The sequence below is a fragment of the bacterium genome (assembly GCA_024228115.1).
GTDB lineage: Bacteria > Myxococcota_A > UBA9160 > UBA9160 > UBA6930.
The window spans coordinates 1-23,169 of record JAAETT010000540.1 but is presented as its reverse complement, the minus strand read 5'-3'; the positions used below and the strand labels follow the sequence as shown (position 1 = coordinate 23,169).

Below are 23,169 nucleotides of genomic sequence, written 5' to 3'. Positions count from 1 at the left end.
CGGGGACGGGGTTTACAATTGACTTGTTTGGCGGCAGCGCCGCCAAACAAGTCAATTGTAAACCCCGTCCCCGCTAGTTGAGTTGTTGAGGTGGCGCATCTTTGCGATGGCCCAGGCGATGAGGAGTGCGGCGGGTAGCAACAGGGCGGGGTGGGTGTGGCTGTCGAGGGTCGTGAAGCCTTGGATCGGGAAGTCTTCGGCGACGGATAGGGCCAGGATCTCGATGCTGTTCATCAGGCCCTGGAGGAGGATGCCTGGCAACAGGGAGCCGGTCGCCAGGCGTAGGGCGCCGAGGACCCCGCCCAACACGAGCATCTGGAGGACGACAACCACGGCGCCGTACTCGCTCGTCGGGCCGGTAAGCCCCCTCGAGAGGCTGAAGAGCAGCGTGCTCAGCAGCACTCCCCAGCCCGGGCCGAGATGAGCCACCACTCCCTGCTGGATGACACCGCGAAAGAAGAATTCCTCGACGACCGGCCGGAGCAGAACGACGAAGAGGGCGATCTCGAGGGAACGCAGGCCTTCGCTGATGCCATTCGAGCCGGGCTCCGGGGGCGGCGTCGGTTCCGGTCGCTCGAGCCAGAGGGCCACGATGTTCTCGAGCTCCGAGAGCCAGAGAACGAGCGGGACCAACATCAGCACGATCAGGAGTCGTTTCAGGGGCACGCCACATAGGCCCAGGTGCTGGTCTGCCGGCGCGGGCACCCGCCGCGCTGCCAGACTTCCGACGCCGCCAAAGCCCACGACGGTGCCCGCGGCGAGCCCAGCGACGATGTGGCCCGCCGTGAAGAAGGGCGCCACCACGAGCAACATCACCATCAGGGCAGCCAAAGTGAGCGCCGTCGCGATCGCCGGGCTGGGGAAGGCCTCGGGATCTTCGGCGGAGTTCATTTCAGAACGCTCTGCAGCGCACGCCCGGTATGGCTCTCCGGATTTCCGGCGACCTGTGCCGGGGTGCCTTCCGCGACGATCCGACCACCCTCCGCTCCGCCTTCGGGGCCGAGATCGATGACGTGGTCGGCCGTCTTGATGACATCGAGGTGATGTTCGATGACGACGACTGTGTTGCCGCGCAACACCAACTCATGCAGGACGGCAAGCAGGCGTTCGACGTCGGCAAAGTGGAGTCCCGTCGTAGGTTCGTCGAGCAGGTACAAGGTTCGTCCGGTGCTGCGTCTGGCCAGCTCCCGGGAGAGCTTGATGCGCTGGGCTTCACCGCCGGAAAGCGTCGTCGCCGGCTGACCCAGATGGACGTACCCCAGGCCGACATCGGCCATGGTGCGCAAGGGTCGCAGAACCCGTGGCACGTTCTCCATGAATGACAGCGCTTCCTCGACGCTCATCTCGAGCACGTCCGCGATGTTCTTGCCCTTGAAGGTGATCTCGAGGGTTTCCCGGTTGTAGCGCCTGCCACGGCAGACTTCGCATTCCGTGAACAAGTCCGGCAGGAAGTGCATCTCGACCCGGATCAGGCCGTCGCCCTGACAGGATTCGCAGCGGCCGCCCTTCACGTTGAAGGAGAACCGCCCCGGCCCGTAGCCGCGCACCCGGGCCTCAGGCACCTGACTGAAGAGCTGACGGATGCCGTCGAACGCGCCGGTATAGGTGACCGGATTGCTGCGCGGCGTACGCCCGATCGGGCTCTGGTCGATCAGCGTCACCTTGTCGAGGGCTTCGACACCATCGAGGCGATCGAATGTGCCAGGGATCGCTTCGGCCCGATGGAGCGTGCGCGCCAATGCCCGGTGGAGTGTATCGCTGATCAAGGTGGATTTTCCGGAACCGGATACGCCGGTGACGACCGTGAAGCGACCGAGGGGCAGCTCGAGATCGAGATTCCGGAGATTGTGTTGTCTGCAACCGAGAAGGCGCAAGAGAGGCGCGTCTTCCAGACTGCGCGGTTCCCTCAGAGGAATGCAGCGTCGGCCTGAGAGGTAAGCGCCGGTGAGGGAGGATGGATCGTTCTCGATCGCAGCCGGAGTCCCTTCGGCGGTCAACTCGCCGCCGTGCACGCCAGCGCCGGGCCCCATATCGATGACCCAATCCGCCAGCCGGATCGTCGCTTCATCGTGCTCGACCACCAGCACCGTGTTTCCCGCATCGCGCAGCTTGATGAGGCTCGCGAGTAGCCGCTCGTTATCCCGGGGATGCAGGCCGATCGATGGCTCGTCCAGGATGTAGAGTACGCCTAACAAATGAGAACCGACCTGGGTCGCGAGACGAATGCGTTGGCTCTCGCCACCTGAAAGTGTCGTGCTGGCCCGATCGAGCGTGAGGTACGAAACGCCGACGTCGATCAGGAAGCCCAAGCGCTCGCGGATTTCCTTCAAGACGAGATCGGCGATGGCGCGCTGGGTCGCGCCGAGTTCGAGCTTCTCGAGAAAATCGGCAACCTCTGCGATTCCACGGGCCTGGAGTTCGTGGATGGCGAGGCCGGGCTCTCCGAGCCGAACATGCCGAGCGGCCCGGCCGACCCGCGCACCCTCGCACTCGGGGCACGGCCCGGGGCGCGTGTACTTTGCGAGATCGTCATGGCTGGTCTCGCCGTCGCGTCGACGACGCTCGAGCTCGCCGATCACACCGTCGAAGCGGCGCTGGATGGTCTGGCGTCGCCGAATGCGGAACGGGATCTCTGCTTTCCCCGTGCCGTGCAAGAGGGCTCGTTGGACGCGCTTGGGAAGATCTTCCCAAGCGGTGTCCGGATCGATCTCCAGGTGAGCGGCGACGCCCTCGAGCAACCGTTTGTAGTAGCGGCCCATGCGCTTCCCGCCCCAGGCTGCGATGGCGCCATCGGCCAGGCTCCGGCTCGGATCCGGGATGATCTTCTCCGGGTCGAGCTCGTCGCAGGTGCCGAGCCCACCGCAGCGCGGGCAAGCACCTGCCGGGCTGTTGAAGGAGAAAAGCCGCGGGGCGAGCTCCGGATAGGAGACACCGCAGTCGATGCAGGCATTGGCCTGGCTCAGCAGTTCGCAGGCATCGCCGCACTCGATCTTGGCCAGACCATCCGCCATGCGTAGCGCCGTCTCGATCGAATCCGCGATGCGTGCTCGCGCCGCCTCCTTGACCACCACCCTGTCGATGACGAGATCGATGTCGTGGCTCTGCTGGCGGGCGAGTTGGATCGGCTCCGAGAGATCGCGCATCTCGCCATCGATGCGCGCACGTACGAAGCCCTGCTCGGCGAAGCGGGCCAGCTCTTTCTTGTAGGCGCCCTTGCGTCCGCGAATGACCGGCGCGAGCAGCGAGACCTTCGCGCCCTCGCCGAGCCCGAGCACCCGCTCGGCCATCTCCTGCACGGTCTGCTGGGTGATGGGCTTGTCGCAACTCCAGCAATGGGGGCGCCCGATCCGGGCGTAGAGCAGGCGCAGATAATCGGAGAGCTCGGTGATCGTTCCGACCGTCGACCGGGGACTGCGCGTGATGCCGCGCTGCTCGATCGAGATGGCGGGCGAGAGCCCATCGATGGAATCGACATCCGGCTTGGCCATCTGATCGAGGAATTGACGAGCATAGGCGGAGAGGCTCTCGACGTAGCGTCGCTGCCCTTCCGCGTACAAGGTGTCGAAAGCCAGCGACGACTTGCCCGAACCCGACAGCCCCGTGATCACGACGAGCCGCTCTCGGGGGATGTCGACATCCACGTCCCGAAGGTTGTGCTCCCGCGCGCCTCGGACGGCGATGCGGGGGGAGTTCAAAGCGATCCGGTGTCCTGGCTCAAATCGAGATCTACGGAATCTGCGAACATGCCCTTGCGCTCGATGTAGGTCTGCTCGCGGATGCGGTCGATGAACTTCTTGTATTCCTCGGCCATGCGCTGCTCGAAGAGCTGGCCCTCGAGCGGCTTTCGGGCCTGCTCCCAGGTGATCTTCTCGAAGGGCCGTCGCTCGACGATCTCGATCAAGTTGCAGCCGAACGGTGCCTCGACCACGTCCGTGATATCACCGGGCCCGAGTTCGCCGATTGCTTTCAGCATCCAGGCCGCGACTTCGCGTTCATGCAGCCAGCCGATTGTTCCTCCGACCTCCGGATTGACCTCGGATACCTCGCTGGCGACATCCCGGAAGCTTTCGCCGCTGCGAATGCGTGCCCGCGCCGCGCCGACCCGCATGCAGCTCGTCGCCTTTGCATTCTTCTGGTCGGTCGGGAAGGCCACCATGATCTGACGCAGATAGAACTCTTCGCCGCCGACGGGCTGGTCGGTGAATTCCCGATCGTAGACCTCACGGACGTCAGCTTCATCGAGTCGAACCTTGGAGGCGACCATTCCGCTCATCACCTTCTGGTGCTCGATCTCGCCGCGGATCCGCTCCCGGTAGACCTCGAAGGGCATCCCCTGGGAATCGACACTCGCGCGCAGCTCTTCGACCGTGAGCTGATTCTCCCGTGCGATGTCGGCGATCGACGAATCCACCTCGCCGTCGCTCGCGGAAAGCTCGGCGCGCTTCACGATCTGGCGTACGAGCGCGCGCTCGATCATATGCTCCAGGATCTCCAGGTGGAGCATCGCGACGTCCTTGTCGCCGCCGCCCTCTTCCCGGAGGCGGCTCTCGGCAGGGCGTGCGGCGTGCAGCACATCGGAAACCAGAACGATCTCGGAGCCTACCTGGGCCGCGATGCCGTCGATCATCTCTGCGCGGGCACGGGTCGGGCCGGCCAGGGCGAGGGTGACGAAGAGGAGTGCGGTGAGCAGTCGCATCGGGGGCCTCATCTCGGGAAGCCGCGGAAGGTAACGGTTGAGCTGGAGACGAACGAGGAGCCCCGATCGAATGGCCCCTCCTGAAAGAGCCAAATTGGTCTAGTTGGTGAAATTGGCACCCCCTATCCTGACCGGGTGCACGAACTGCCGTTCTCGCCGGATCGGAACGCTCCGGAGCCGGTCTATCTCCAACTGGCCGATCATCTCGGCCGCCTGATCTCGAGCGGCCGGCTGCAGCCTGGCGAGCGCCTGCCGGCCAGTCGAGATCTGGCGGCTTCGCTGGGGCTGGCGCGCAACACGGTGAATCAGGCCTACCAGACCCTGATCGATCGGGATCGGCTGCGGGCGCGGGTGGGCCAGGGAACGTTCGTGAGGGACGAAGCGCCCATCCCAGCCGAGCGGGTCGGGTGCCGGGACGGGGGCCGCAGCTTCGTCTGGGAGAGCCTGTTCTCGGGCCCGGCCCGGGCGCTACCGGCCGGGCTCCCGGCAGAGCCCGCGGCGACCGCCTTCGATTTCCGGCCCGGCCGCGTCGCGCCGGAGCTTCTACCCCTGAGCGAGCTGCGCCGTCTGTTCGGCCGGGTGTTCGAGAACCAGGCAGCCGAGCTGGCGAATCACCTCGATCCGCGTGGTTGGCCCCCCCTGCGCGAGGCGATCGCCAGGGCACTGGTGGCGCGCGGCGTTCGCTGCGAAGCGGACGAGGTCGTCGTGGTCGCGGGGGCGCAGCAGGCGCTCGACCTGGTCGCGCGGGTGCTGATCGACCCAGGCGATGCGGTCGCGCTCGAGACCCCGGGCTACTTCGGTGCGGATTTCGCGTTCCGTGCGGCCCGCGCCCACCGCATTCCGATCGCCGTGGACGAGAACGGGCTCATCACCGATGACCTGGCCCGGGTGCTGGCCCACGGTCGCCTGAAACTCATCATCGCGACGCCAGCGGTCCAACAGCCGACGGGCGTCGTGCTCTCGGACGAGCGCCGCGCACACCTGCTCGAGCTGTCGGCGGCGGCTCACGTACCGATCCTCGAGGACGACTACGACGGCGAGCTGCGTCTCGACGATCCGGTGCGGCCAGCGCTGAAAACCGCGGATCAGGCCGGCCAGGTGATCTATGTGGGCACCTTCTCGAAGGCGATCTTTCCCGCGTTGCGCCTCGGTTACTTGGTGGCTCCAGCACCGCTCCTCGATCGGCTCGCCACGGCGAAGCTGAGTAGCGCACTCACGACGCCGGCCCTGGAACAAGCCGTGCTGGCGGAATGGATCCGCAGCGAAGGTTTCGCGCGCCATGTGCGTCGCGTGAGACGGGAGATGGCCCTGCGTGTAGACGCGGGAATGGAGGCGATCGCGGAATACATGCCGGAGGGCACCGCGGTGCGTCGGCCTGCGGGCGGCGCTGGCTTGTGGGTGACGCTTCCCGAGGGTTTCGATGCACGCGCACTGGTCCGCAGCGCACGCAAGGCCGATGTCCTGGCGTTCCATGGTGCCGGCTTCGCGACTGGTGACAACATCGGCAGTGGGCTGCGACGCAACCTGCTGTTGGCCGTCGGTGCCGTGAGCGAGGGAGATGTGCGCGAGGGCATCGCGCGGCTCGGAATCTGTGCAAAGGAGCAATGAGATGCGACTCGAACCGATCCAGCGACCGTCTTCGTTCTTGGGGCGCGTGATGTCCTTCGGCATGCAGCGCGGGCTGGGCCAGACGATCATGCCGGCAAAGGTGCTCTACAACCGGGTGCCGCGGCTCTGGAATGTCACGTGGGCGAACCTTCGCCTTACGAACAGCCTCGCGATATCGAAGGAGTTGGCGCTGCTGCTGCAGACGCAGATTGCGCTACGCAACGGCTGCGAGTTCTGCGTGGATATCGCCCGAGCCTTTGCAATCCGGCAGGCCATGGGAATCGAACGCTTCGATGCCCTCGCGCAGTGGCAGGAGAGCGACGTCTTCGACGACGCGGAGCGTGCGGCTCTGGCCTACGCGGAAGCCATGAGCGACCGATGTGTCGATGACGGGGTTTTCGAAGAGCTGCGCAAGCATTGGGGCGAACGCGAAATCGCCGAGATCACCGCAGTGTGTGCCCTCGAGAACTATTACAACCTGATCAACCTGGCGCTCGAGATCCCTGACGATGGACTGGAACGCCTGGCCCTCGCCGGATGAAAACGCGGCCCGACCGAACTGCTAGGCTTCGCCGCGCATGAGCAAGATCGTCCTGTACGGACCCATCACGGCGCCTTTCACTCGAAAAGTCCAGGGGGCGCTCGCGCTCAAGAAGCTGCCCTACGACTTCGTGGAGCCTCAGAGCCCGGAGGATTACCGGCGCTGGAATCCAGAGACGGGTCTGCTTCCGTTGATCGACGTGGACGGTGAGCGGGTGCATGATTCGGCTCGGATCCTGGATCTCATCGAAGAGCGATTTCCCGACCCGCCTCTGGTCGCGTCGGATCCGAAGTCGGCCCAGAGCCAACGCCGCCTCGAGCAGTGGGCCGAATCGGCGTTTACCTTCTACTGGACCCACTACCTGCGCGGGCTGGTGAACGAGGAAGACGGTGGACCGCCGTCGCGGCCTGGCCTGGCCGGTGAGTTCGCCCAGCGTCTGGACGATCTGGTGAACTTCCTCGGCGGGCGCCCGTTCTTCTACTCGGATGTCCCCGGGCGTGCAGATCTGGCGGTCTGGTCCTTCCTCGAGGGTGTGCGCCGGGCCGTCGGGCCAGAGGTAGCCGAGGTGATGGAATCCCGCACCGCGCTGATGGATCATACGGCCCGGGTCTCTGCGCTGGTCAAAGCGTGAACGCCCACAGGAGGATGTCATGAAGGTCGAGATCACCTACTGCGGGGCTTGAAACTACCTGCCCCGGGCCGCCAGTCTGGCGGCCGCATTGCAGGACGAGTTCGGAATCGAGGCAGAGCTTCACGAGGGCGCGGGCGGCATCTATGACGTGGCCGTCGACGGCGAACGGATCTTTTCCAAGCACGAGGCCGGACGTTTCCCCGAAGACGGCGAGATCCTGGACGCGCTGAAGCAGCGCTTGGGATAGCCTGCCCCGCCGTGGGCGAGGGAAACTACGAGAAGATCTATCAGGTGGTTCGGCGCATCCCCCCGGGCCGCGTCGCCACCTACGGTCAAATCGCCGAGTTGGCCGATCTCCCCCGGCAGGCACGTCAGGTCGGGTACGCCCTGCCCCACGGTTCCAGCGTCCCGTGGCAGCGCGTCGTGAACGCGCGCGGCGAAGTGAGCGCCCGCGCCGTTCCCGGCAGCGAGCCCGTTCAACGCGCCATCCTCGAAGCCGAAGGCGTGGTGTTCTCCGCCAGCGGCAAGATCGACCTGAGACGCTTCCGCTGGTGAGCGGCCCCTCCGTGCCTAGAGGCTGTAGATGCCCGTGCGGATGAGGATGTACTTCTCGAGGGCCTCTTCCTCTTCGGCGCCAACTTCGGTGAAGCGGACACCCATTCCGATGGGGCGGTTCGCTTTGCGCAGGTTGCCTGGCACGTTGGTGCTGGTGACCTCGGCCTGGACGATGATCGGGCCGTCTTCCATGAGGAACTCGATCTTGATACTGGCGCCGCTGCCAGTAGGCCGCGGAGTTTCCAGATAGGCGCCGCGCAGGGAGAGGTTGTAGACGCCTGTGGGTTTGCGGCCCGAGCCGGCGTAGACGAGGGCAGCCAGCTGAGTCGGAACGCGGAGCTCGTCGCGCACGTCGCCGCGGGTTTCGTCGAAGGCTGCCTGGTTGACGACGAAGCGCAATTCGCTGTCGTGGTAGGGCTCCCATAGGCCGAACCTGGCGCCCGTCGCGCGGCAAGCATCGATCGTTTCGACATCAGGACGCATGCCGATGACGATGATGCGAAGGTTCTCGGTAGGACGGGCCTCGCGGAGGCACTGGATCAGGCTCGCGGGGTCGGGCGCTTCACTGCTGACCAGCGCAATCCGAATCGGCTCATCGCGTGCGAGCAGGTCCGCAGCATGGACCGTATCCCGGGCGGGCAGGGCTCGAAAGCCAACGGCCCAAAGGCGGTCGCAGAGTGCGATCTTCGCTTCCTCGTGGCCGAAGCCAATCACCAATGCCTGGGCGCGTGCTGCCATCCTCATGGGCTCATCGGCCTGCTCCGCTTCTGGGTTGATTCCTTTAGGCCTCCTGGAGCGCTCGTAATTGAAACAGGGGGCGTTCATCCGGATCCCCCGGAGGGAGGTTGATCTCCCCCACCAGAGCCCAATCTCCTTCGCCCTCAGGGTCGAGGAGCGTCTGATGGACGGTCCAGCGCCGCGGTCCGGCCTCGTGGAGGGCCGTGTGATAGGCCCGGCGCGCCTCTGCATCGAAGCGAACGTTCCGATGGGCTTCGAGAAACGGCGCCAGCAGCTCTGCAAGGCGGGGAGCGTCCCAAGGGCCATCCGGATCCGGGGCCAACCAGCGCACGGCCTCCTCCAGATCGCCTAGCGACAAGGCTCGGAGGAGCGCGTGGAGTTCCGCGCGGATCCGAGCTCGGAACGCCTTGGGCGTGAGGGCCTGATGGCGCGGTGCCTCCGAGGCCTGCGCGCTCGGATCCGGCTCATCGCCTGGCCGAACCATGCGTTCCCATTCCTGGAGCAGGCTCGAATCCACCCCGCGAATCAAAGCACGCAGGTAGGCGAGCACGTCATGCACGTCATCGGTCTTGGCGGTGTCGGGCACCGTCTGGTTCAGGGTCGAGAGAACCTGGCCCAGATGCCGTAGCAAGAGCCCTTCCACCCTCTGCAGGCCGTAACGCTTTACGGTGTCGTCGAATGCGGCGTAGTGCTCGATCATCTCCCGGGCCACGGATTTCGGCTTGATCGCTTCGCGGCTGGCCCAGGGATGATGCTCTGCGAAGATCCGAAACGTCTCCTCGAGGAATTCTTCGAGGGGACGCGGGTAGGTGACGCGCTCGAGCTTCGCCTGGCGCTCCTCGTAGGGCACCCGCTGGGATTTCAACTGGGCATACAATTCGTCGCGTGCCTTGCGCGCCTGGGAGCGCAGGATCGGTACCGGATCTTCGAGCACGGCTTCGACCACAGAGACGACGTCCAGCGCGTAACCGGGCTGCTCCGGATCGAGAGCATCGAGCGCCTCGACCAGGTAGAGCGAGAGCGTCTGATGAAGCGAGAAACCTCGCTGGAGTTCCTCGTCGACGATGACCTGATGATCCTGCACGCGTAGGATTTCTGCCTTGCGAAGGGAACGGAAGAGCCCGGCCGCCTCACGCAAGAGCCTGCGTTTACGGTGCGGCCTCTCGTGAGAGCGCGCGACCAGTTCGGCCAATGCGCCATAGCCGCCGCGGGGCCCAGCTTGCTCCGGCCTACGCTGGAGAAGGTTCACCAGCATGCCGTGGGAGACACGGAACCGGGTTTCGAGGGTCTCCGGTGGCCGATCCACCAGTTGCCGAAACGTCTCCCGATTCCAGGCGACGAAGCCTCGCGGCGCCGGTTTCTTGCGTGCGGGTTTTCGGGAGCGCCCCTTGCCCTTGGCCGCCGCCTGCTTGTTCTCGATGACATGCTCCGGTGCCTGGCATTCGACCCAGCCTGCGTCGTCGAAGCCCTTGCGCCCTGCCCGCCCGGCGATCTGCTTGAAATCCCGCACGGAGAGGACGCGCACCTTCTCGCCATCGTATTTGCTGAGCTTGGTGAACAATACGGTGCGGATCGGAATGTTCACGCCCACGCCTAACGTATCGGTTCCGGAGATCACCCTCAGCAGGCCTTGTTGTGCCAGCTGCTCTACCAGCAGGCGATACTTGGGAAGCAGCCCCGCATGATGCACGCCGATCCCATGGGAAATGATCCGTTTCATGTCTTTCCCGTAGGGTGTATCGAAGCGGAAATCCTGCACGGCCTCGGAAATCGCCTTGCGCCCTTCCCTATCGGTGACCTTGGCGCTGGTCAACGCACCGGCCACTTCGGCCGCTTCGCGCTGGGTGAAGCTCACGACGTAGATGGGCGCGCGCCCCGCGTCGAGCAGCTTCTCCACGGTTTCCTGGAGGGGCGTCTCGCGATACTCGTAGGAGAGCGGCACGGGCCGCACCTCGGAGTAGACCTCCGCGACCTCGCGCCCCGTGTAGACGGTGAGCCGCTCGGCGATGTTCGCCATGTTCCCGAGGGTCGCGGACATCAGGAGAAATGTGGTGCGCGGCAAGGTGAGCAGCGGGATCTGCCATGCATGGCCGCGGTCGCGATCCGCGTAGTAGTGGAACTCGTCCATCACCACGTAGGGAGCGTCGGTCGTTTCTCCCTGACGCAGCGCCATGTTCGTCAGCACTTCCTGGGTGCAGCACAGAATGGGGGCGGCCCAGTTGATGCTGGCATCGCCGGTGAGCATGCCGACGTTCTCGGCACCGAACACGTTGCAGAGATCGAAGAACTTCTCGGAGACGAGCGCCTTGATCGGCGCCGTGTAGAAGGAGCGCTTGCCTTCGCATAACGCCTTGAAGTGAAGGCCCTGAGCGACGAGCGACTTGCCGGAGCCGGTAGGTGTCGAAAGCACGACGTGGCGGCCGGAGACGATTTCGAGCAGGGCTTCTTCTTGATGGGCATAGGGCTCGATGCCCGTGTCGTGCATCCAGCCGAGAAAGAGATCGAGAACCGAACCCGGGTCGACAACCGAACTCGAATCGAGGAGCGACGCGTCGCCAAGGGGGACGCGGTCGATCAGCCTCGAAGTGTCGGAGCTCACCCCTGCTTCGCGGCGAAATCTCGCAGGAAGCTGGCGAGCACCTCGCAACCCTCTTTCGGGAAGGCGTTGTAGATGCTGGCGCGCATGCCGCCCACCGAGCGGTGGCCCTTGAGGCCCGAGAGCCCGGCCGCCTCGGCTTGCTTCACGAAGGCGGTATCGAGTTCCGGGTTCGGCGTGCGGAACGTCACGTTCATCAGCGAGCGGCTGCCCTCGCCGGCCGTGCACGAATAGAAATCCTGGGCTTCGAGGGCGTCATACAGGATCTGCCCCTTCTCGCGGTTCCGCTTCGCCATCCCCTCGAGGCCGCCCTGCTCGGCGATCCAGCGGAAGACGCGGCCCATGACATAGATGCCGAAGGTGGGTGGTGTATTGTAGAGCGAACCCTGCTCCGCGTGGGTGGCGTAACGCAGCATGGTCGGAAGATCACGGACGGGTGTGTCGAGGAGATCTCGCCGGACGATGACGAGTGTGACTCCCGAAGGCCCGAGGTTCTTCTGGGCGCCGGCGTAGAGCACGCCGTAGCGGGTGATGTCGACGGGCCGCGAGAAGATGTCACTCGACGCATCGCAAGCGAGCCAGGCTTCGCCCGGAGCTGCCGGCTCTTCTTGCCATTGGGTGCCGAAGATCGTGTTGTTCGAGGTGAAGTGGACGTAGGTCGGCGCATCCGAGTACTGGATCTCGTCGGCCCGCGGGATGATGTTGAAATCCCGATCCTTGGTGGATGCGGCCTCGTGGACGGTGCCGTAGCGCGCGGCTTCCTTCGCCGCCTTCACCGACCAGCTGCCGGTGATCAGGTAATCCGCCGTCGCATCGTCCGCAAGCCAATGGGCCGGCAGCTGAAAGAACTGCGTGGAAGCGCCGCCCTGGAGGAAGAGCACGGCGTAATCGTCCGGAATGCCGGCGAGCTTCCGGCAGGCTGCCTCGGCTCCTTCGGCGACGGCCTTGAAGGGACCGCCCCGATGGCTGTGCTCCATCACGCCGATGCCCGTGGTACCCAGCTCCCAGAGGGCTTCCTGGGCATCGCGCAGCACCTCTTCGGGAAGGGTGGCGGGGCCGGCGGAGAAATTGAGGATGCGATCGTTCATGGCGGAGGGGGATCCTAGCCGTTTTCCGACGGGAGGACGTGATCATAGACGGCGCGGATGGCCTCGGTGTGGCGGGCGTAATCGTCCAGGAGAGGCAGCCGGGCGGTGCCGCTGCGTTCGGAAACGGCGTATCCCAGGGAGCGAGCGACCGAGTCGAGATCCGTCCTGTCCTGTTCGAGATCGGCGATCGAGCGGTTCTCCACCACGCGCAGGCGGCTCGAGAGGCGTTGGAGGAACGCCCAACCCTCCGCAAGGATGGTGGCATGCTCGTCCGAGAGGAAGCCGTGGCTGGCCAGATCGGCGAGCGTCGCCTCGATGCGCCGCGCCACCAGCAGTTCCGGGTGCTCGGCGCCATGCAGCAGCTGCAACCATTGGCAGATGCTCTCTACATCCAACAGCCCGCCGCGGCCCGTCTTCAGGTTGCGGCGGTCGTCGGTCTCCCGGGCCATTTCTTGCTGCATGCGGCTGCGGATGCGGTGGATCTCTGCGCCGGTGCCTTCCGGCAAGGGTGCGCTGAGAAAATCCAGGCGAAGCGCCTCGAAGCGTTTCGCCAGGCCGTCGCTTCCGACGATCGGCCGCGCGCGTAGCAGGGCCTGGCGTTCCCAGATGGCGGCGACGTCGGTGCCCGTCTCACCCCGGTGGTAGCGTTCGAATGCGGCCAGGGAAGTGACGAGCATGCCTTGATTGCCCGAGGGCCGGAGCCGCGCGTCCACCTCATAACAAACGCCCTGGGCGGTGCGGGTTTGAAGGGCCCAGCCCAGCTTCTGGGCGAGACGCACGTAGGCCTCCTGGGCTTCCATCAGGCGTACCGGATCCGCGCCCGGAAGGTCGTAGAGGAAGATCACGTCGAGGTCGCTGCCGTAGCCAAGTTCGCGGCTGCCGAGCTTGCCCAGGCCGACGACCAGGAACTCGCCCTCGTCTACCCATGCGGCCGCCTTCGGAGTGCGGGAGAGCTGATCGCGACCCATGCGCAGGGCTTCTCCCAGGCAGACCTCGGCGAGATCACTGAGGGCGCCCTCCACTTGTTTGGCGTCGACCACGTCCGACAGATCGAGGAGCCCGATGTTCACGAGCTCTCGTTGCTGGAAGAGTCGCAATGCAGCGAGATCGGTTTCAACATCGGCTTGGCCCTGGCGCTTGGCTTCTTCGGCGCGCAGCAATTGGAGCTCTTCGCGAAGTTCGGCCGGTTCGACGAGCAGCCGGCTCGGGTCGTCGAAGAGCGGCTCGATCAGTTCGGGCAGGTTGGCGACGATTCCGGAGAGCGTGCGCGAGGCGGCGAAGAGTGCGACGAGGCGCGGGATCAACTCCTGGCGATCCGCCAACAGGCCGTAGTAGAAGGTGCGCGCACCCATGCCTTCGACGAAGCGCTCCATGTTGCCCATGGCACGTTCCGGATCGGTGGAGCGCTCGATTTCGCTGGCAAAGCGCTGGGCCAGCGCCTCGATGAGCTGGCGGTTCTCGGGCACCACGGCGATGCGCGGCGCGGCACGCGCAAACAAGTCGAGTACGCGGCCGGCGCCACTCTCGCGGAACAAGGCCTCGAAGTGTTTGCGCACCTTGCCGGTATGCAGGGTGAGGGTTTCGTCCAGCTGGGCAGCTACGTCTTCCCCACCGCTCTCGGAGGGATAGATCGTGCGGGCCAGGCGCTCGCGTGCGGGCCCGGGAGGCGGAAGGACATGGGTCTGGCGTTCGGCCTCCATCTGAAGGCGGTTCTCGACCCGACGCAAGAAGCGGTAGGCGGCCAGGAGTTCATCCCGGGCTTTCGGCGGGAGCGCGCCGACATCCGCCAGGGCATCCAACGCACGCGGGGCCGAGCGGCCGCGCACCTGGGGGACGCGCCCGCCGTGCAGGAGCTGCAGGGCCTGGGCAACGAACTCCACATCGCGGATGCCGCCCGCGCCGAGCTTCACGTTGAAGCGCTCCGCATCGCTCGTATGGGCGGCTTCGATCTTGCTCTTCATCTCACGGATGGCATCGACCGTCGCGAGATCGACGGACGATTGGTAGATCATCGGGTCGATGGCGCGGGCGATTTCCCAGCCAAAGGCGAGATCGCCCGCCACCGGCCGGGCCTTCATGAAGGCCGCCTTCTCCCAGGTGGCGGCCCAGCCGTCGTAGTAGTCCGCCAGTGCGCGCGAAGACGAAACGATCGCACCCTGGCTCCCCTCCGGGCGCAGGTCGAGATCTACACGTTCGAGAAACCCATCCTCTGTGTTCGCTTCGACCAGCTTTCCGAAGCGTACGGCCAGACGCCGGAAGTACTCGGCGGGCGCCAGATCACCGGGGCCGTCTCGAAGGGGTTCGGCGCCGGTCGGTGGACTCTCGTGGACGTAGATGAGATCGACATCGCTCGAGTAGTTGAGCTCTTCGCCGCCCAACTTCCCGAGGCCGAGAACGGTGAAGCGAAGGCGTACTTCTTCGCCGCCGGCCGCTCGCCAGATCGCCGGCCCCGTGCTGACTTCGAGCTCCGCATCGACGTGGGCGAGAGCGGCCGCGAGCAGCACTTCGGCAAGGTCGGAGAGCTCACCGAGGGCCTCACTGACGTTCTCGAGTGGGACGAGCGCATCGCTGGCTTCGCGGGTGCTGATGCGCAGGAGTTCTTCGTATTTGAAGCGCCGGAGTTCGGCAGGTACGTCGTCCGTTGGGATCGAAGCAAGCCTGGCTGCCAGCCGATCCGAGAGCTCACCGACCGTGCGCGGGAGTGAGAGATCTTCGGCGGCCAGCCCGAAGAGCTGCTCGGGGCGTGCCCGAAGGCGCGCGGCCAGAAAGGGAGCCGTGCCACAACTGGCGGCGAGCAGACGGCGCAGGTTGTCCGGATGCTCAGCTACGGCATGGCCCAATGCGTTGGCATCCGCCTGGGCAGCACTCTCCAGCACGTCGAGGGCGCGTCGAACGGCCAGCTCGGGCTCGGGGCCAACGGCCAGCGCGGCTTCGAGGCCAAGAGATTCCAGCGCCTGGCTGGCCGTGTCCATCGGGTGCATCACCGCGTAAATGTGTAAGGATGGCGGCTGTGAGCGACCGGGTGGAGAACAGAAACGACTTGCGGACCCGGGGTGTGCTCGAGCGCATCGCGAAAGCTAGCGGCAAGCTGCTGCGGGTCGAGAGGGAGCCGATGCCGGGCCCGCGCGGGGCCCAGCTCTCTCGCCAACTGCGGCTCAGCTTCGATGTGGGCGCGATCCAGTTGCACGCCGAAGCCGGTGGCTTGATGGCGAGCGCGGCGGAAGCGGAAGGCACGCTGATCAACGCCGACGAGGACGAGCCCTGGTGGACCGTGCTCGGAAGCGCCCTCACGCGGGTGGCCGCCCAGGAGGGAGGCGGCTTGCTGGTGCAGTTCCGGGCGGACGATTCGTCGCCCAAACTCTTCGTTCTGGCGGCCGAAGCCGAGGCAGTTGCCGTTCGTATCGTGGTTTGACTTTTCTCATGGCGGACGCGGCTCTCGGGCGGAAGTTGCCTGCCCCGGTGGGATTGGGCTGACACCCGCGACCGTCTCCGGGCCACTCTCCAGGCATGGCAAGGAAACACCGCGTTCTCAGCAGGGGCCCTCGGACCCTTCTGCCGAGCTCCTTCCTGATCAAGGCGCTCACTGTACAGGGCCGCCGCTACGAGTGTGCGCACTGCGGCGACACGATGTTCGTCCGCTACGAGTCCGGGCTCTGCCCTCTTTGCTTCAACGGCCGACGCGGCACCGACCCTTGCGGTGGTGAGCCCCGCAGTGTTCCTGAGCACCTCGCCCTGGCCGGCGTCCTCGACGATCCCGCTCTCGAGACGTAGCCGCTTCCTTTCTTCGTCTTCGCTAGGCTGTGCGCCCGATGGCGATCTACCTGATCCGTCACGGCGAGACGGCCCTGAACGCAAGCGGCGTGATGCAATCGCCGGAGACGCCGCTTTCAGAGAATGGGCTTGGTCAGGCCGAGCGTCTGGCTACCCGGCTGGTCGACGAGGGCATCGCCCACATCCTGGCAAGTGACTACGCGCGTGCGGCGATGACCGCCGCTGCCGTTCAGCGCGCTACCGGTGTCGCGCTCGAATCGGAGCCGCTGCTTCGCGAGCGCAACCTCGGCGATCTCCGCGGACGTGCCTACTCGGAGCTGGATTTCGATCCGTTCGCCGCGGGTTATTCACCGCCGAACGGTGAAACCTGGGAGGTCTTCCATCAGCGTGTGGATCGCGCCTGGGAGCAGGTCGCCGCGCTGGCCACGCGAGTGGAGGGCAACCTGGCCGTCGTGACCCACGGTCTCGTATGCCGTTCGGTCGTCACGCGCCTGGCCGAAGCGGGCGAAGCCCCGGCTTCGGGATACGGTTGGTTCAACACCTCGGTCACGATCCTCGACCGGGAGCCGCCCTTCAGGGTTCGTCTGCTGAATTGCGCCCGGCATCTCGAGGATGCCGAGGTGAAGGGCCCCGCCTAGCAAAGCAGAATCGGGGACGTTCTTTCCGCTGCTTCCGTTACGGGCCGGGCGCGTCGCGCCCGGCCCGTAACGGAAACAGCGGAAAGAACGTCCCCGATTCTATTTGATTGCGCCGAGCTCGCGGAGCTTCGCCACGTCCTCAGTCGTCAGGCCCCAGGAGACGAGGCTTTCGTCCGTGTCCTGCCCTGCGTGGGGAGAGGGCCGGTCGATGCTGCCCGGTGTACGGCTGAAGCGCGGCGCCGGTGCCGGCTGCTGAAAACCACCGGACTCGACGAAGGTTCCGCGAAGCTTGTTATGCGGGTGTTCGTAGGCCTCGCCCATGCTGAGGACCGGCGCGTAGCAGACATCCGTTCCCTCCATGATGCCGTTCCACTCTTCGCGGGTCTTGGCCTTGAAGATCGCGGCAAGACGCTCCCGCATCGGCTCCCAATGTGCGTTGTCCATCTGATGAGGCAGTTCTTCGTCCGCGAGCCCCGTGAGGCGGAGCAACTCCGCGTAGAACTGCGGCTCGATCGAGCCGACCGATACGAACTCACCGTCCTTCGTTTCGTAGGTGTCGTAGAAGTGGGCGCCGGTATCCAGCAGGTTCGTGCCGCGCTCGTCGCTCCAGCCGCCGAGCTGCTGGAAGCCATGCATCATGGTCATCAGCACGGCTGCGCCATCGACCATGGCCGCATCGACCACCTGACCCTTGCCGGAGCTGGCGCGCTCTACCAGGGCAGTGGCAATTCCGAAGGCCAGGAACATTCCACCGCCGCCAAAATCCCCCACCAGGTTGAGCGGGGGAAGGGGCTTTTCGCCCTTGCGCCCGATGTGGCCGAGCGCACCGGCGAGCGCGATGTAGTTGATGTCGTGGCCAGCCGCCTGGGACATCGGGCCTTCCTGGCCAAAGCCGGTCATACGCCCGTAGACGAGCCCCGGGTTTCGCTCGAGGCAGACCTCGGGGCCGAGGCCCAGGCGTTCCATGACGCCAGGTCGAAAGCCCTCCATCAGGACGTCCGCCTGGTCGACGAGACGCAAGATGGTGGCCACCCCTTCCGGATGTTTGAGATCGACGCCCACACTGCGGCGCCCGCGGTTCAGGAGATCGGGGGACGGTCGGTCCGGCATTTCGTCCCGGACCGAGGCCGTGCGATCGATGCGCAGCACGTCCGCGCCCATATCCGCGAGCATCATCGCGCAGAAGGGGCCCGGGCCGATGCCCGCGATCTCGATCACCTTGATACCGCTGAGAGGGCCAGACATCACAGAACTCCTTGGCTGGAACGGGCAATGATACGGCAACGCCGACCGCTGGAGCGGGCAATGATACGGCAACGCCGACCGCAGGAACTGACTCCGGGAAGGCTACTTCGGAAGCTCGATCTTCGGCTCCTCGGGATGGGGCCGGTAGAGGATCACCGTATGCCCAACCAGACCACAGAGCTCGGAGCCGGACCGCTCCGCCAGCTCCTGGGCGGCGGCTTTCTTGTCTTCCGGTTGGACGAGCCGCACCTTGACCAGCTCGTGGGCCAGGAGCGCCTGGTCGACTGCGCCGAGCACGGCCTGGCTGAGCCCGCCCCCGCCAACCTGGACGATCGGGCGCAGAGCGTGAGCCTGGCCACGCAGCCATTTGCGCTGGGCGCCGCCGAGAGTGGTGGGAGAATGGGGGTTGGAATGGGACACGGGGAGCGAAGGAGGCTAGCATGCGCGCCCGTCGTGCTCCGCTGCCTTTCCGTCTTTCGCGACCAGCGCTTCGGCCGAAGGCCCGGCCTTCCTTTCCGGATGGCCATGGCGGCCTGCCTGTTGTTGGGGGCCGCGTGCGCGAGCCCGCCGCCCACCGGGCCCAGCCTGGCGCCCGTTCCGCCGACCGTCTCGCTGCCGCCTCCGTCCCGGGCCCCGGAGGCTGCTCCGCCGCCGGCTGCTCTTGCGCCGGAGCCCGTCGTCCCGGAGCCGGTGGATCCGCTCCTCGCGACGGTGGAAGCGGTGCTCGTCGAGCGCGCACCGGCTCTTTCCGAGGCCGAACGCGCGGCGACCGCCGCGGAGATCGTGGTGGCCGAGCGGGAGCATGATCTCCCGGCCCTTCTGCTCCTGGCGGTGATCGAGCACGAGAGCCGCTTCGACCCCACCGCCAAGAGCCGGCGCGGCGCGCTCGGGCTCATGCAGATCCGTCCCTTCGTGGGTGCGGACGTCGCCTACCGCCACCATCTGCCTTTCCACAGGACGCCCGATCTCTTTCAACCCCAACTCAACGTGGCCATCGGCATCCGCTTCCTGGCCGAGCTGCACGAGGAGTTCGGTGATCTCGAGCTGGCCCTGGCCGCCTATCACATCGGCCCGACCCGGGTACGCGCCCGGGTGAAGCGCGGCTGGCGTCCGCGGGGACCCTACGTGCGTACCGTGATGAGCCGCTACCACGCACTGCGGCGGGATACCGGCGAGCTGGCCACCGCCATCGGAGGCTAGCGCCTCGCCGGCCAGCGGAGGCCACCGCCTCCTCGCTATCCTCGCGGGATGGAACACGATTTCGATCTCTTCGTGCTCGGTGCCGGCTCCGGCGGGGTGCGTGCGAGCCGTATGGCCGCGGGCCAGGGCGCGCGTGTGGCCGTGGCCGAGGACGACCGGCTTGGCGGTACCTGCGTCAACGTCGGCTGCATTCCCAAGAAGCTCTTCGTATTGGCCTCGCATTTTTCCGAGGATTTCGAGGACGCTGCGGGCTTCGGCTGGAGCGTCGGCCCGCGCAGCTTCGATTGGCCGACGCTGCTCGAGAACAAGGACAAGGAGATCACCCGGCTGAACGGCGTCTATCAGCGCATGCTCGATGGCGCGGGCGTGACGCTGATTTCCGGCCGGGCGACGATCGTGGACGCGCATACCGTCGAGGTAGGCGAGCAGCGCTACACGGCCGAGAACATCCTGGTCGCGGTCGGCTCGTGGCCGCATCTGCCCGACATCCCGGGCATCGAGCACGCCATTTCGTCCAACGAAGCGTTCTATCTGGAGGAGCTTCCGAAGCGCGCTGCGATCGTGGGCGGCGGCTACATCGGTGTGGAGTTCGCCGGCATCTTCAACGGATTGGGTGTCGAGACGACCCAGATCTATCGCGGGCCCCTCTTCCTGCGCGGCTTCGATGACGATCTGCGAAAGACGCTCGCCGAAGAGATGCCGAAGAAGGGCATCGACCTGCGCTTCGAGACGGACGTTTCCGAAATCCGCCGCGAGGATGACGGCCTGCACTTGACGCTCTCGGACGGGAGCAAGCTGGTCGTCGACCAGATCCTGTATGCCACCGGCCGCGTGCCGAAGACGAAGGATCTCGGCCTCGAGAAAGCGGGCGTGGAGATGGGAAAGATCGGCGAGATCCTGGTCGATCCCTATTCGCGCAGCAACGTACCTAGCATCTGGGCTCTGGGTGATGTGACCGACCGCCTGAACCTCACACCCATGGCGATCGCCGAAGCCATGGCGTTCGTCCGCACCGTCTTCGGTGATGAGCCTACCCGTCCCGACCACGCCGATGTGGCGACCGCTGTCTTCAGTCAACCGCCCATCGGTACCGTGGGGCTCACGGAAGCGGAGGCACGAGAACGGCTGGGCAGCATCGACGTCTACCGATCGAAGTTTCGGCCGCTGAAACACACCCTGACCGGCCGTGACGAACAGACGATGATGAAACTGCTGGTCGATCCGAAGACGGATCGGGTCGTTGGTGCTCACATGATCGGCGCGGATGCGGCGGAAATCCTCCAGGGCGTCGGGATCGCCGTGAAGCTCGGTGCCACCAAGGCCCAATTCGATGCGACGATCGGCATCCATCCGACCTCGGCCGAAGAGTTCGTGACCATGCGCGAGAAGGTGCAGGAGGGTTGAAGCGCGCCGAGAAGGCCGAGCGCATCCACAAGATCCTGGATCGCCTCTACCCGCAACCGCCTGTTCCGCTGGAGCATCGGGACCCGTTTTCCCTGCTCGTGGCCGTGCTGCTCTCGGCTCAGTGCACCGACGAACGGGTGAACAAGGTGACTCCCGGCCTGTTCGAGATCGGCCCCGATCCGGAAGCGATGGCGGCGCTCTCGGTCGCGCAGATCCGCGCGAAGATCCGCTCTTGCGGGTTGGCGCCCCAGAAGGCCAAGAACATCAAGGCGCTCTCGAAACTCCTGCTCGCCGAGCATGGCGGTGAGGTACCGAAGAGCTTCGAGGCGCTCGAGGCATTGCCCGGAGTCGGACACAAGACGGCGGGCGTGGTGATGGCCCAGGCCTTTGGCGTGCCGGCCTTCCCGGTGGATACGCACATCCACCGGCTTGCGGCGCGCTGGGGGCTTTCGAACGGACGCAATGTCGAACAGACGGAACGCGATCTGAAGCGCGTCTTCCCGCGCGAGGCCTGGAACCGGCTCCACCTTCAGCTGATCTTCTTCGGCCGCGAGCATTGCCCGGCCCGCGGCCATGAGCTGGCAACCTGCACGATCTGTGGTTGGGCGGCAAGCAAGCGCCGCCACGCCGAGGAAGCACGCCGCAAGTAGATCGACTAGCCGGTGACTCGGAAGCTCATGTACGCGAAATAGAACACACCTAACAACACGGCTTCCGTTCGAATGATGCGCTGGCCGCGGGTATAGGACGTGACCAACAGCAGAAGCGAGAGGAAGCCGACGATCGCCAGATCGGACGCGCCGCCCTCGGGGACCGGCACCGGGCGCAGGCTGGAACTGGCGCCCAGTACAAGCAACAAATTGAAGATGTTCGAGCCGACCACGTTGCCGATGGCGAGATCCGGGAAGCCCTTGGCCGTGGCGATCAGGGAGGTGGTGAGCTCGGGCAGGCTCGTCCCGATGGCGACCAGGGTGAGGCCGATGATGGCCTCGGAAACGCCCAGGCCCCGGGCCAGGCCCACCGCACCATCGACGGTGAGCTGAGCCCCGAAGATGAGGCCTGCCAGGCCCGCCACGGTGAGAGCGAACGCGGTGCCGTAGCCCATGCGGTGAGTGAATTCCGGCTCCGCGGCTTCCGGCGATCTGGCCCGTCGCTGGGCAATCACATCGTTCACCGTGTAGTAGACGAAGACGGTGAACAGGAGCAGGAGGATCATGCCGTCCGAGCGGTCGTAGACGCTCTCGGTGCCTCGCAGCCAGAAATCCAGCCCGAGCACCGCGGCTGCCGCCGTAGCCAGGAGCATCATCGGCAACTCCCGAACGATCACCGGCGATTTCACATGCAGGGGCTTGTAGAGCGCGGTGGCGGCAACGATCAAGCCGATGTTCGCCATGTTCGAACCCATGATGTTGCCGAAGGACATGGCGCCGTTGCCACGCACGGCGGCAGTGATGTTCACCGCCAGCTCCGGCGCGCTCGTGCCGAAGGCCACCACGGTCAGCCCGATCGCGAGGGGCGAAACACCGAGCCGGTGTGCCAGCGCCGAGGCGCCGCGCACCATGACATCGCCGCCGCCCAGGAGCAGGGCCAGGCCGACGAGGGTAGTGAGAAGATCAGACGTCAAGGGTTCGTGGAGTAGGGCCCGGTTGAGATCCGAGGAAGGCGCACAGAGCCAACGAGGATAAACCAGCGCAGCCGGGCATGCTTTCGCCAGGGCTCACTCCAACCCGGTTCTTTCTCCCGGGCCACGGCGCTTCAGCGGATCGAGGGGGATCTCGGGGCGCGGGGCGAGCAGGAACGAGTTCCAGGTCTCCGCATGTCGGTGTATCGTAGTACGAGGGTGGCATCTTCAGGTGGCTACCAACTCGCTGGACGGTGGAGCAACTCAAGATGGGTCCTGTCGGCGCACTGCTGGTCATTGCGGCTCTGGTTCTTGCCGGCATCCTCCTCGGGCCATTCGCTGCAAGACGAGGCAATCAGCGAAGATTGTGGTTCATGCTCGCATTGGCCGGTTGTTTCGTTCTCGCGGGGCCAGCTACCAGTGCTCTCGGCCTCCCCGCATCGGCCCCGGGGCTCGTCCGGATCGCCGTGAACCTCTGTGTCATCGTGCTGTGCATCCGACTCCTACGGGAGAGCATCCCAGGCACAGGCGACCCGGATGCATGACTGGGGGGATCAAGGCCATCTGCAAGGTGCCAATGAGTTCGTCGTCGCGGCCCCGTGGCCACACCTGGCAGTCCTCGCTTTGGGGCTCCTTGTGGCGGTTCTCCTGTTCGTTCGCCTCGCGACCGTGGCATTCACTTCTGAGCGCACTGCTGTCTAACACCTATCAGGCCCCCGGTTGTCAACAGGCAGTGACGTCCCCTGACGCCTGCCCTCTTGGAGCAGCGTTGTTTCTTGGGCGCGTCGTTCCTCCCTCGTCTCCGACTTTCGTTTCTCTCTTCGGGTTCCAGGCTCT

General features: G+C 65.7%; 22 protein-coding genes. 12 read left to right on the top strand and 10 right to left on the bottom strand.

From position 1 onward, the window contains the following. Positions 1 to 51 precede the first annotated feature (51 nt). The 3 genes from GY937_22155 to GY937_22145 are packed head-to-tail and all read right to left on the bottom strand — an operon-like array spanning position 52 to position 4,696. Complete coding sequence (locus tag GY937_22155) at positions 52 to 891, bottom strand: CPBP family intramembrane metalloprotease (GenBank protein ID MCP5059417.1); 840 nt, start codon at positions 889 to 891, stop codon at positions 52 to 54. Continuing rightward, positions 888 to 3,695, bottom strand: a complete 2,808-nt coding sequence (uvrA, locus tag GY937_22150) for an excinuclease ABC subunit UvrA (GenBank protein ID MCP5059416.1) — start codon at positions 3,693 to 3,695, stop codon at positions 888 to 890. The genes GY937_22155 and uvrA overlap by 4 nt, the downstream gene beginning before the upstream one ends. Further along, positions 3,692 to 4,696, bottom strand: a complete 1,005-nt coding sequence (locus GY937_22145) for a hypothetical protein (protein ID MCP5059415.1) — start codon at positions 4,694 to 4,696, stop codon at positions 3,692 to 3,694. Before GY937_22145 ends, uvrA begins: the two co-directional genes overlap by 4 nt. Positions 4,697 to 4,831: 135 nt before the next feature. On the opposite strand from GY937_22145, the gene GY937_22140 reads away from it, so the two are divergent. From GY937_22140 to GY937_22120, 5 genes are all read left to right on the top strand, one after another. Beyond that, entirely contained in the window at positions 4,832 to 6,304 is a 1,473-nt protein-coding gene (locus GY937_22140; GenBank protein ID MCP5059414.1) for a PLP-dependent aminotransferase family protein, read from the top strand. A 1-nt stretch (position 6,305) separates the two neighbouring features. Beyond that, positions 6,306 to 6,845 carry a carboxymuconolactone decarboxylase family protein gene (locus tag GY937_22135; protein MCP5059413.1) on the top strand — a complete coding sequence of 180 codons (540 nt, stop codon included), beginning with the start codon at positions 6,306 to 6,308 and terminating at the stop codon, positions 6,843 to 6,845. Between the two features lie 37 nt (positions 6,846 to 6,882). Next, positions 6,883 to 7,476, top strand: coding sequence for a glutathione S-transferase family protein (locus tag GY937_22130; GenBank protein ID MCP5059412.1), 594 nt, complete (start codon positions 6,883 to 6,885; stop codon positions 7,474 to 7,476). 88 nt (positions 7,477 to 7,564) lie between these two features. Then, positions 7,565 to 7,723, top strand: coding sequence for a hypothetical protein (locus GY937_22125; protein ID MCP5059411.1), 159 nt, complete (start codon positions 7,565 to 7,567; stop codon positions 7,721 to 7,723). Positions 7,724 to 7,734: 11 nt separating this feature from the next. Continuing rightward, entirely contained in the window at positions 7,735 to 8,031 is a 297-nt protein-coding gene (locus GY937_22120) for a methyltransferase (GenBank protein ID MCP5059410.1), read from the top strand. 15 nt (positions 8,032 to 8,046) lie between these two features. Here the strand turns inward: GY937_22120 and GY937_22115 are convergent, their stop codons facing one another. Genes GY937_22115 through GY937_22100 form a run of 4 tightly spaced genes read right to left on the bottom strand, consistent with a single transcriptional unit; the run spans position 8,047 to position 15,437 of the window. Then, positions 8,047 to 8,769 carry a PilZ domain-containing protein gene (locus GY937_22115; protein ID MCP5059409.1) on the bottom strand — a complete coding sequence of 241 codons (723 nt, stop codon included), beginning with the start codon at positions 8,767 to 8,769 and terminating at the stop codon, positions 8,047 to 8,049. Between the two features lie 43 nt (positions 8,770 to 8,812). Beyond that, a complete protein-coding gene (locus GY937_22110; GenBank protein ID MCP5059408.1) occupies positions 8,813 to 11,368 on the bottom strand; it encodes a DUF3516 domain-containing protein in 2,556 nt (851 codons plus the stop codon). Next, positions 11,365 to 12,453 carry a 3-phosphoserine/phosphohydroxythreonine transaminase gene (gene serC / locus GY937_22105; GenBank protein ID MCP5059407.1) on the bottom strand — a complete coding sequence of 363 codons (1,089 nt, stop codon included), beginning with the start codon at positions 12,451 to 12,453 and terminating at the stop codon, positions 11,365 to 11,367. The genes GY937_22110 and serC overlap by 4 nt, the downstream gene beginning before the upstream one ends. A 14-nt stretch (positions 12,454 to 12,467) precedes the next feature. Then, a complete protein-coding gene (locus GY937_22100) occupies positions 12,468 to 15,437 on the bottom strand; it encodes a hypothetical protein (protein ID MCP5059406.1) in 2,970 nt (989 codons plus the stop codon). Positions 15,438 to 15,463: 26 nt separating this feature from the next. Between GY937_22100 and GY937_22095 the strand changes: the two genes are divergently transcribed. From GY937_22095 to GY937_22085, 3 genes are all read left to right on the top strand, one after another. After that, a complete protein-coding gene (locus GY937_22095) occupies positions 15,464 to 15,865 on the top strand; it encodes a hypothetical protein (protein ID MCP5059405.1) in 402 nt (133 codons plus the stop codon). 95 nt (positions 15,866 to 15,960) lie between these two features. Then, entirely contained in the window at positions 15,961 to 16,224 is a 264-nt protein-coding gene (locus tag GY937_22090) for a hypothetical protein (protein ID MCP5059404.1), read from the top strand. 38 nt (positions 16,225 to 16,262) lie between these two features. Beyond that, complete coding sequence (locus tag GY937_22085) at positions 16,263 to 16,862, top strand: histidine phosphatase family protein (protein ID MCP5059403.1); 600 nt, start codon at positions 16,263 to 16,265, stop codon at positions 16,860 to 16,862. A 99-nt stretch (positions 16,863 to 16,961) separates the two neighbouring features. Here the strand turns inward: GY937_22085 and GY937_22080 are convergent, their stop codons facing one another. Both GY937_22080 and yhbY read right to left on the bottom strand, forming a co-directional pair. Beyond that, positions 16,962 to 18,107, bottom strand: a complete 1,146-nt coding sequence (locus GY937_22080) for a CoA transferase (protein MCP5059402.1) — start codon at positions 18,105 to 18,107, stop codon at positions 16,962 to 16,964. Positions 18,108 to 18,209: 102 nt separating this feature from the next. After that, positions 18,210 to 18,527: a ribosome assembly RNA-binding protein YhbY gene (yhbY, locus tag GY937_22075; protein MCP5059401.1), complete on the bottom strand. Its 318-nt coding sequence runs from the start codon at positions 18,525 to 18,527 to the stop codon at positions 18,210 to 18,212. A 33-nt stretch (positions 18,528 to 18,560) separates the two neighbouring features. Here yhbY and GY937_22070 point away from each other — a divergent pair, with 33 nt between their 5' ends. The 3 genes from GY937_22070 to nth are packed head-to-tail and all read left to right on the top strand — an operon-like array spanning position 18,561 to position 21,361. Then, positions 18,561 to 19,307, top strand: coding sequence for a lytic transglycosylase domain-containing protein (locus tag GY937_22070; GenBank protein MCP5059400.1), 747 nt, complete (start codon positions 18,561 to 18,563; stop codon positions 19,305 to 19,307). Positions 19,308 to 19,355: 48 nt separating this feature from the next. Next, complete coding sequence (gor, locus tag GY937_22065; GenBank protein ID MCP5059399.1) at positions 19,356 to 20,711, top strand: glutathione-disulfide reductase; 1,356 nt, start codon at positions 19,356 to 19,358, stop codon at positions 20,709 to 20,711. Next, positions 20,708 to 21,361 (top strand): endonuclease III, encoded by a 654-nt coding sequence (gene nth / locus GY937_22060; GenBank protein MCP5059398.1) that lies wholly within the window; start codon positions 20,708 to 20,710, stop codon positions 21,359 to 21,361. Before gor ends, nth begins: the two co-directional genes overlap by 4 nt. A gap of 5 nt (positions 21,362 to 21,366) precedes the next feature. Here nth and GY937_22055 read toward each other — a convergent pair whose 3' ends face one another. Further along, a complete protein-coding gene (locus GY937_22055; protein MCP5059397.1) occupies positions 21,367 to 22,335 on the bottom strand; it encodes a calcium/sodium antiporter in 969 nt (322 codons plus the stop codon). Between the two features lie 266 nt (positions 22,336 to 22,601). Between GY937_22055 and GY937_22050 the strand changes: the two genes are divergently transcribed. Further along, the gene (locus GY937_22050) at positions 22,602 to 22,877 is read left to right on the top strand and encodes a hypothetical protein (protein MCP5059396.1); all 276 of its coding nucleotides are present in this window, start codon (positions 22,602 to 22,604) and stop codon (positions 22,875 to 22,877) included. Positions 22,878 to 23,169 lie beyond the last annotated feature (292 nt).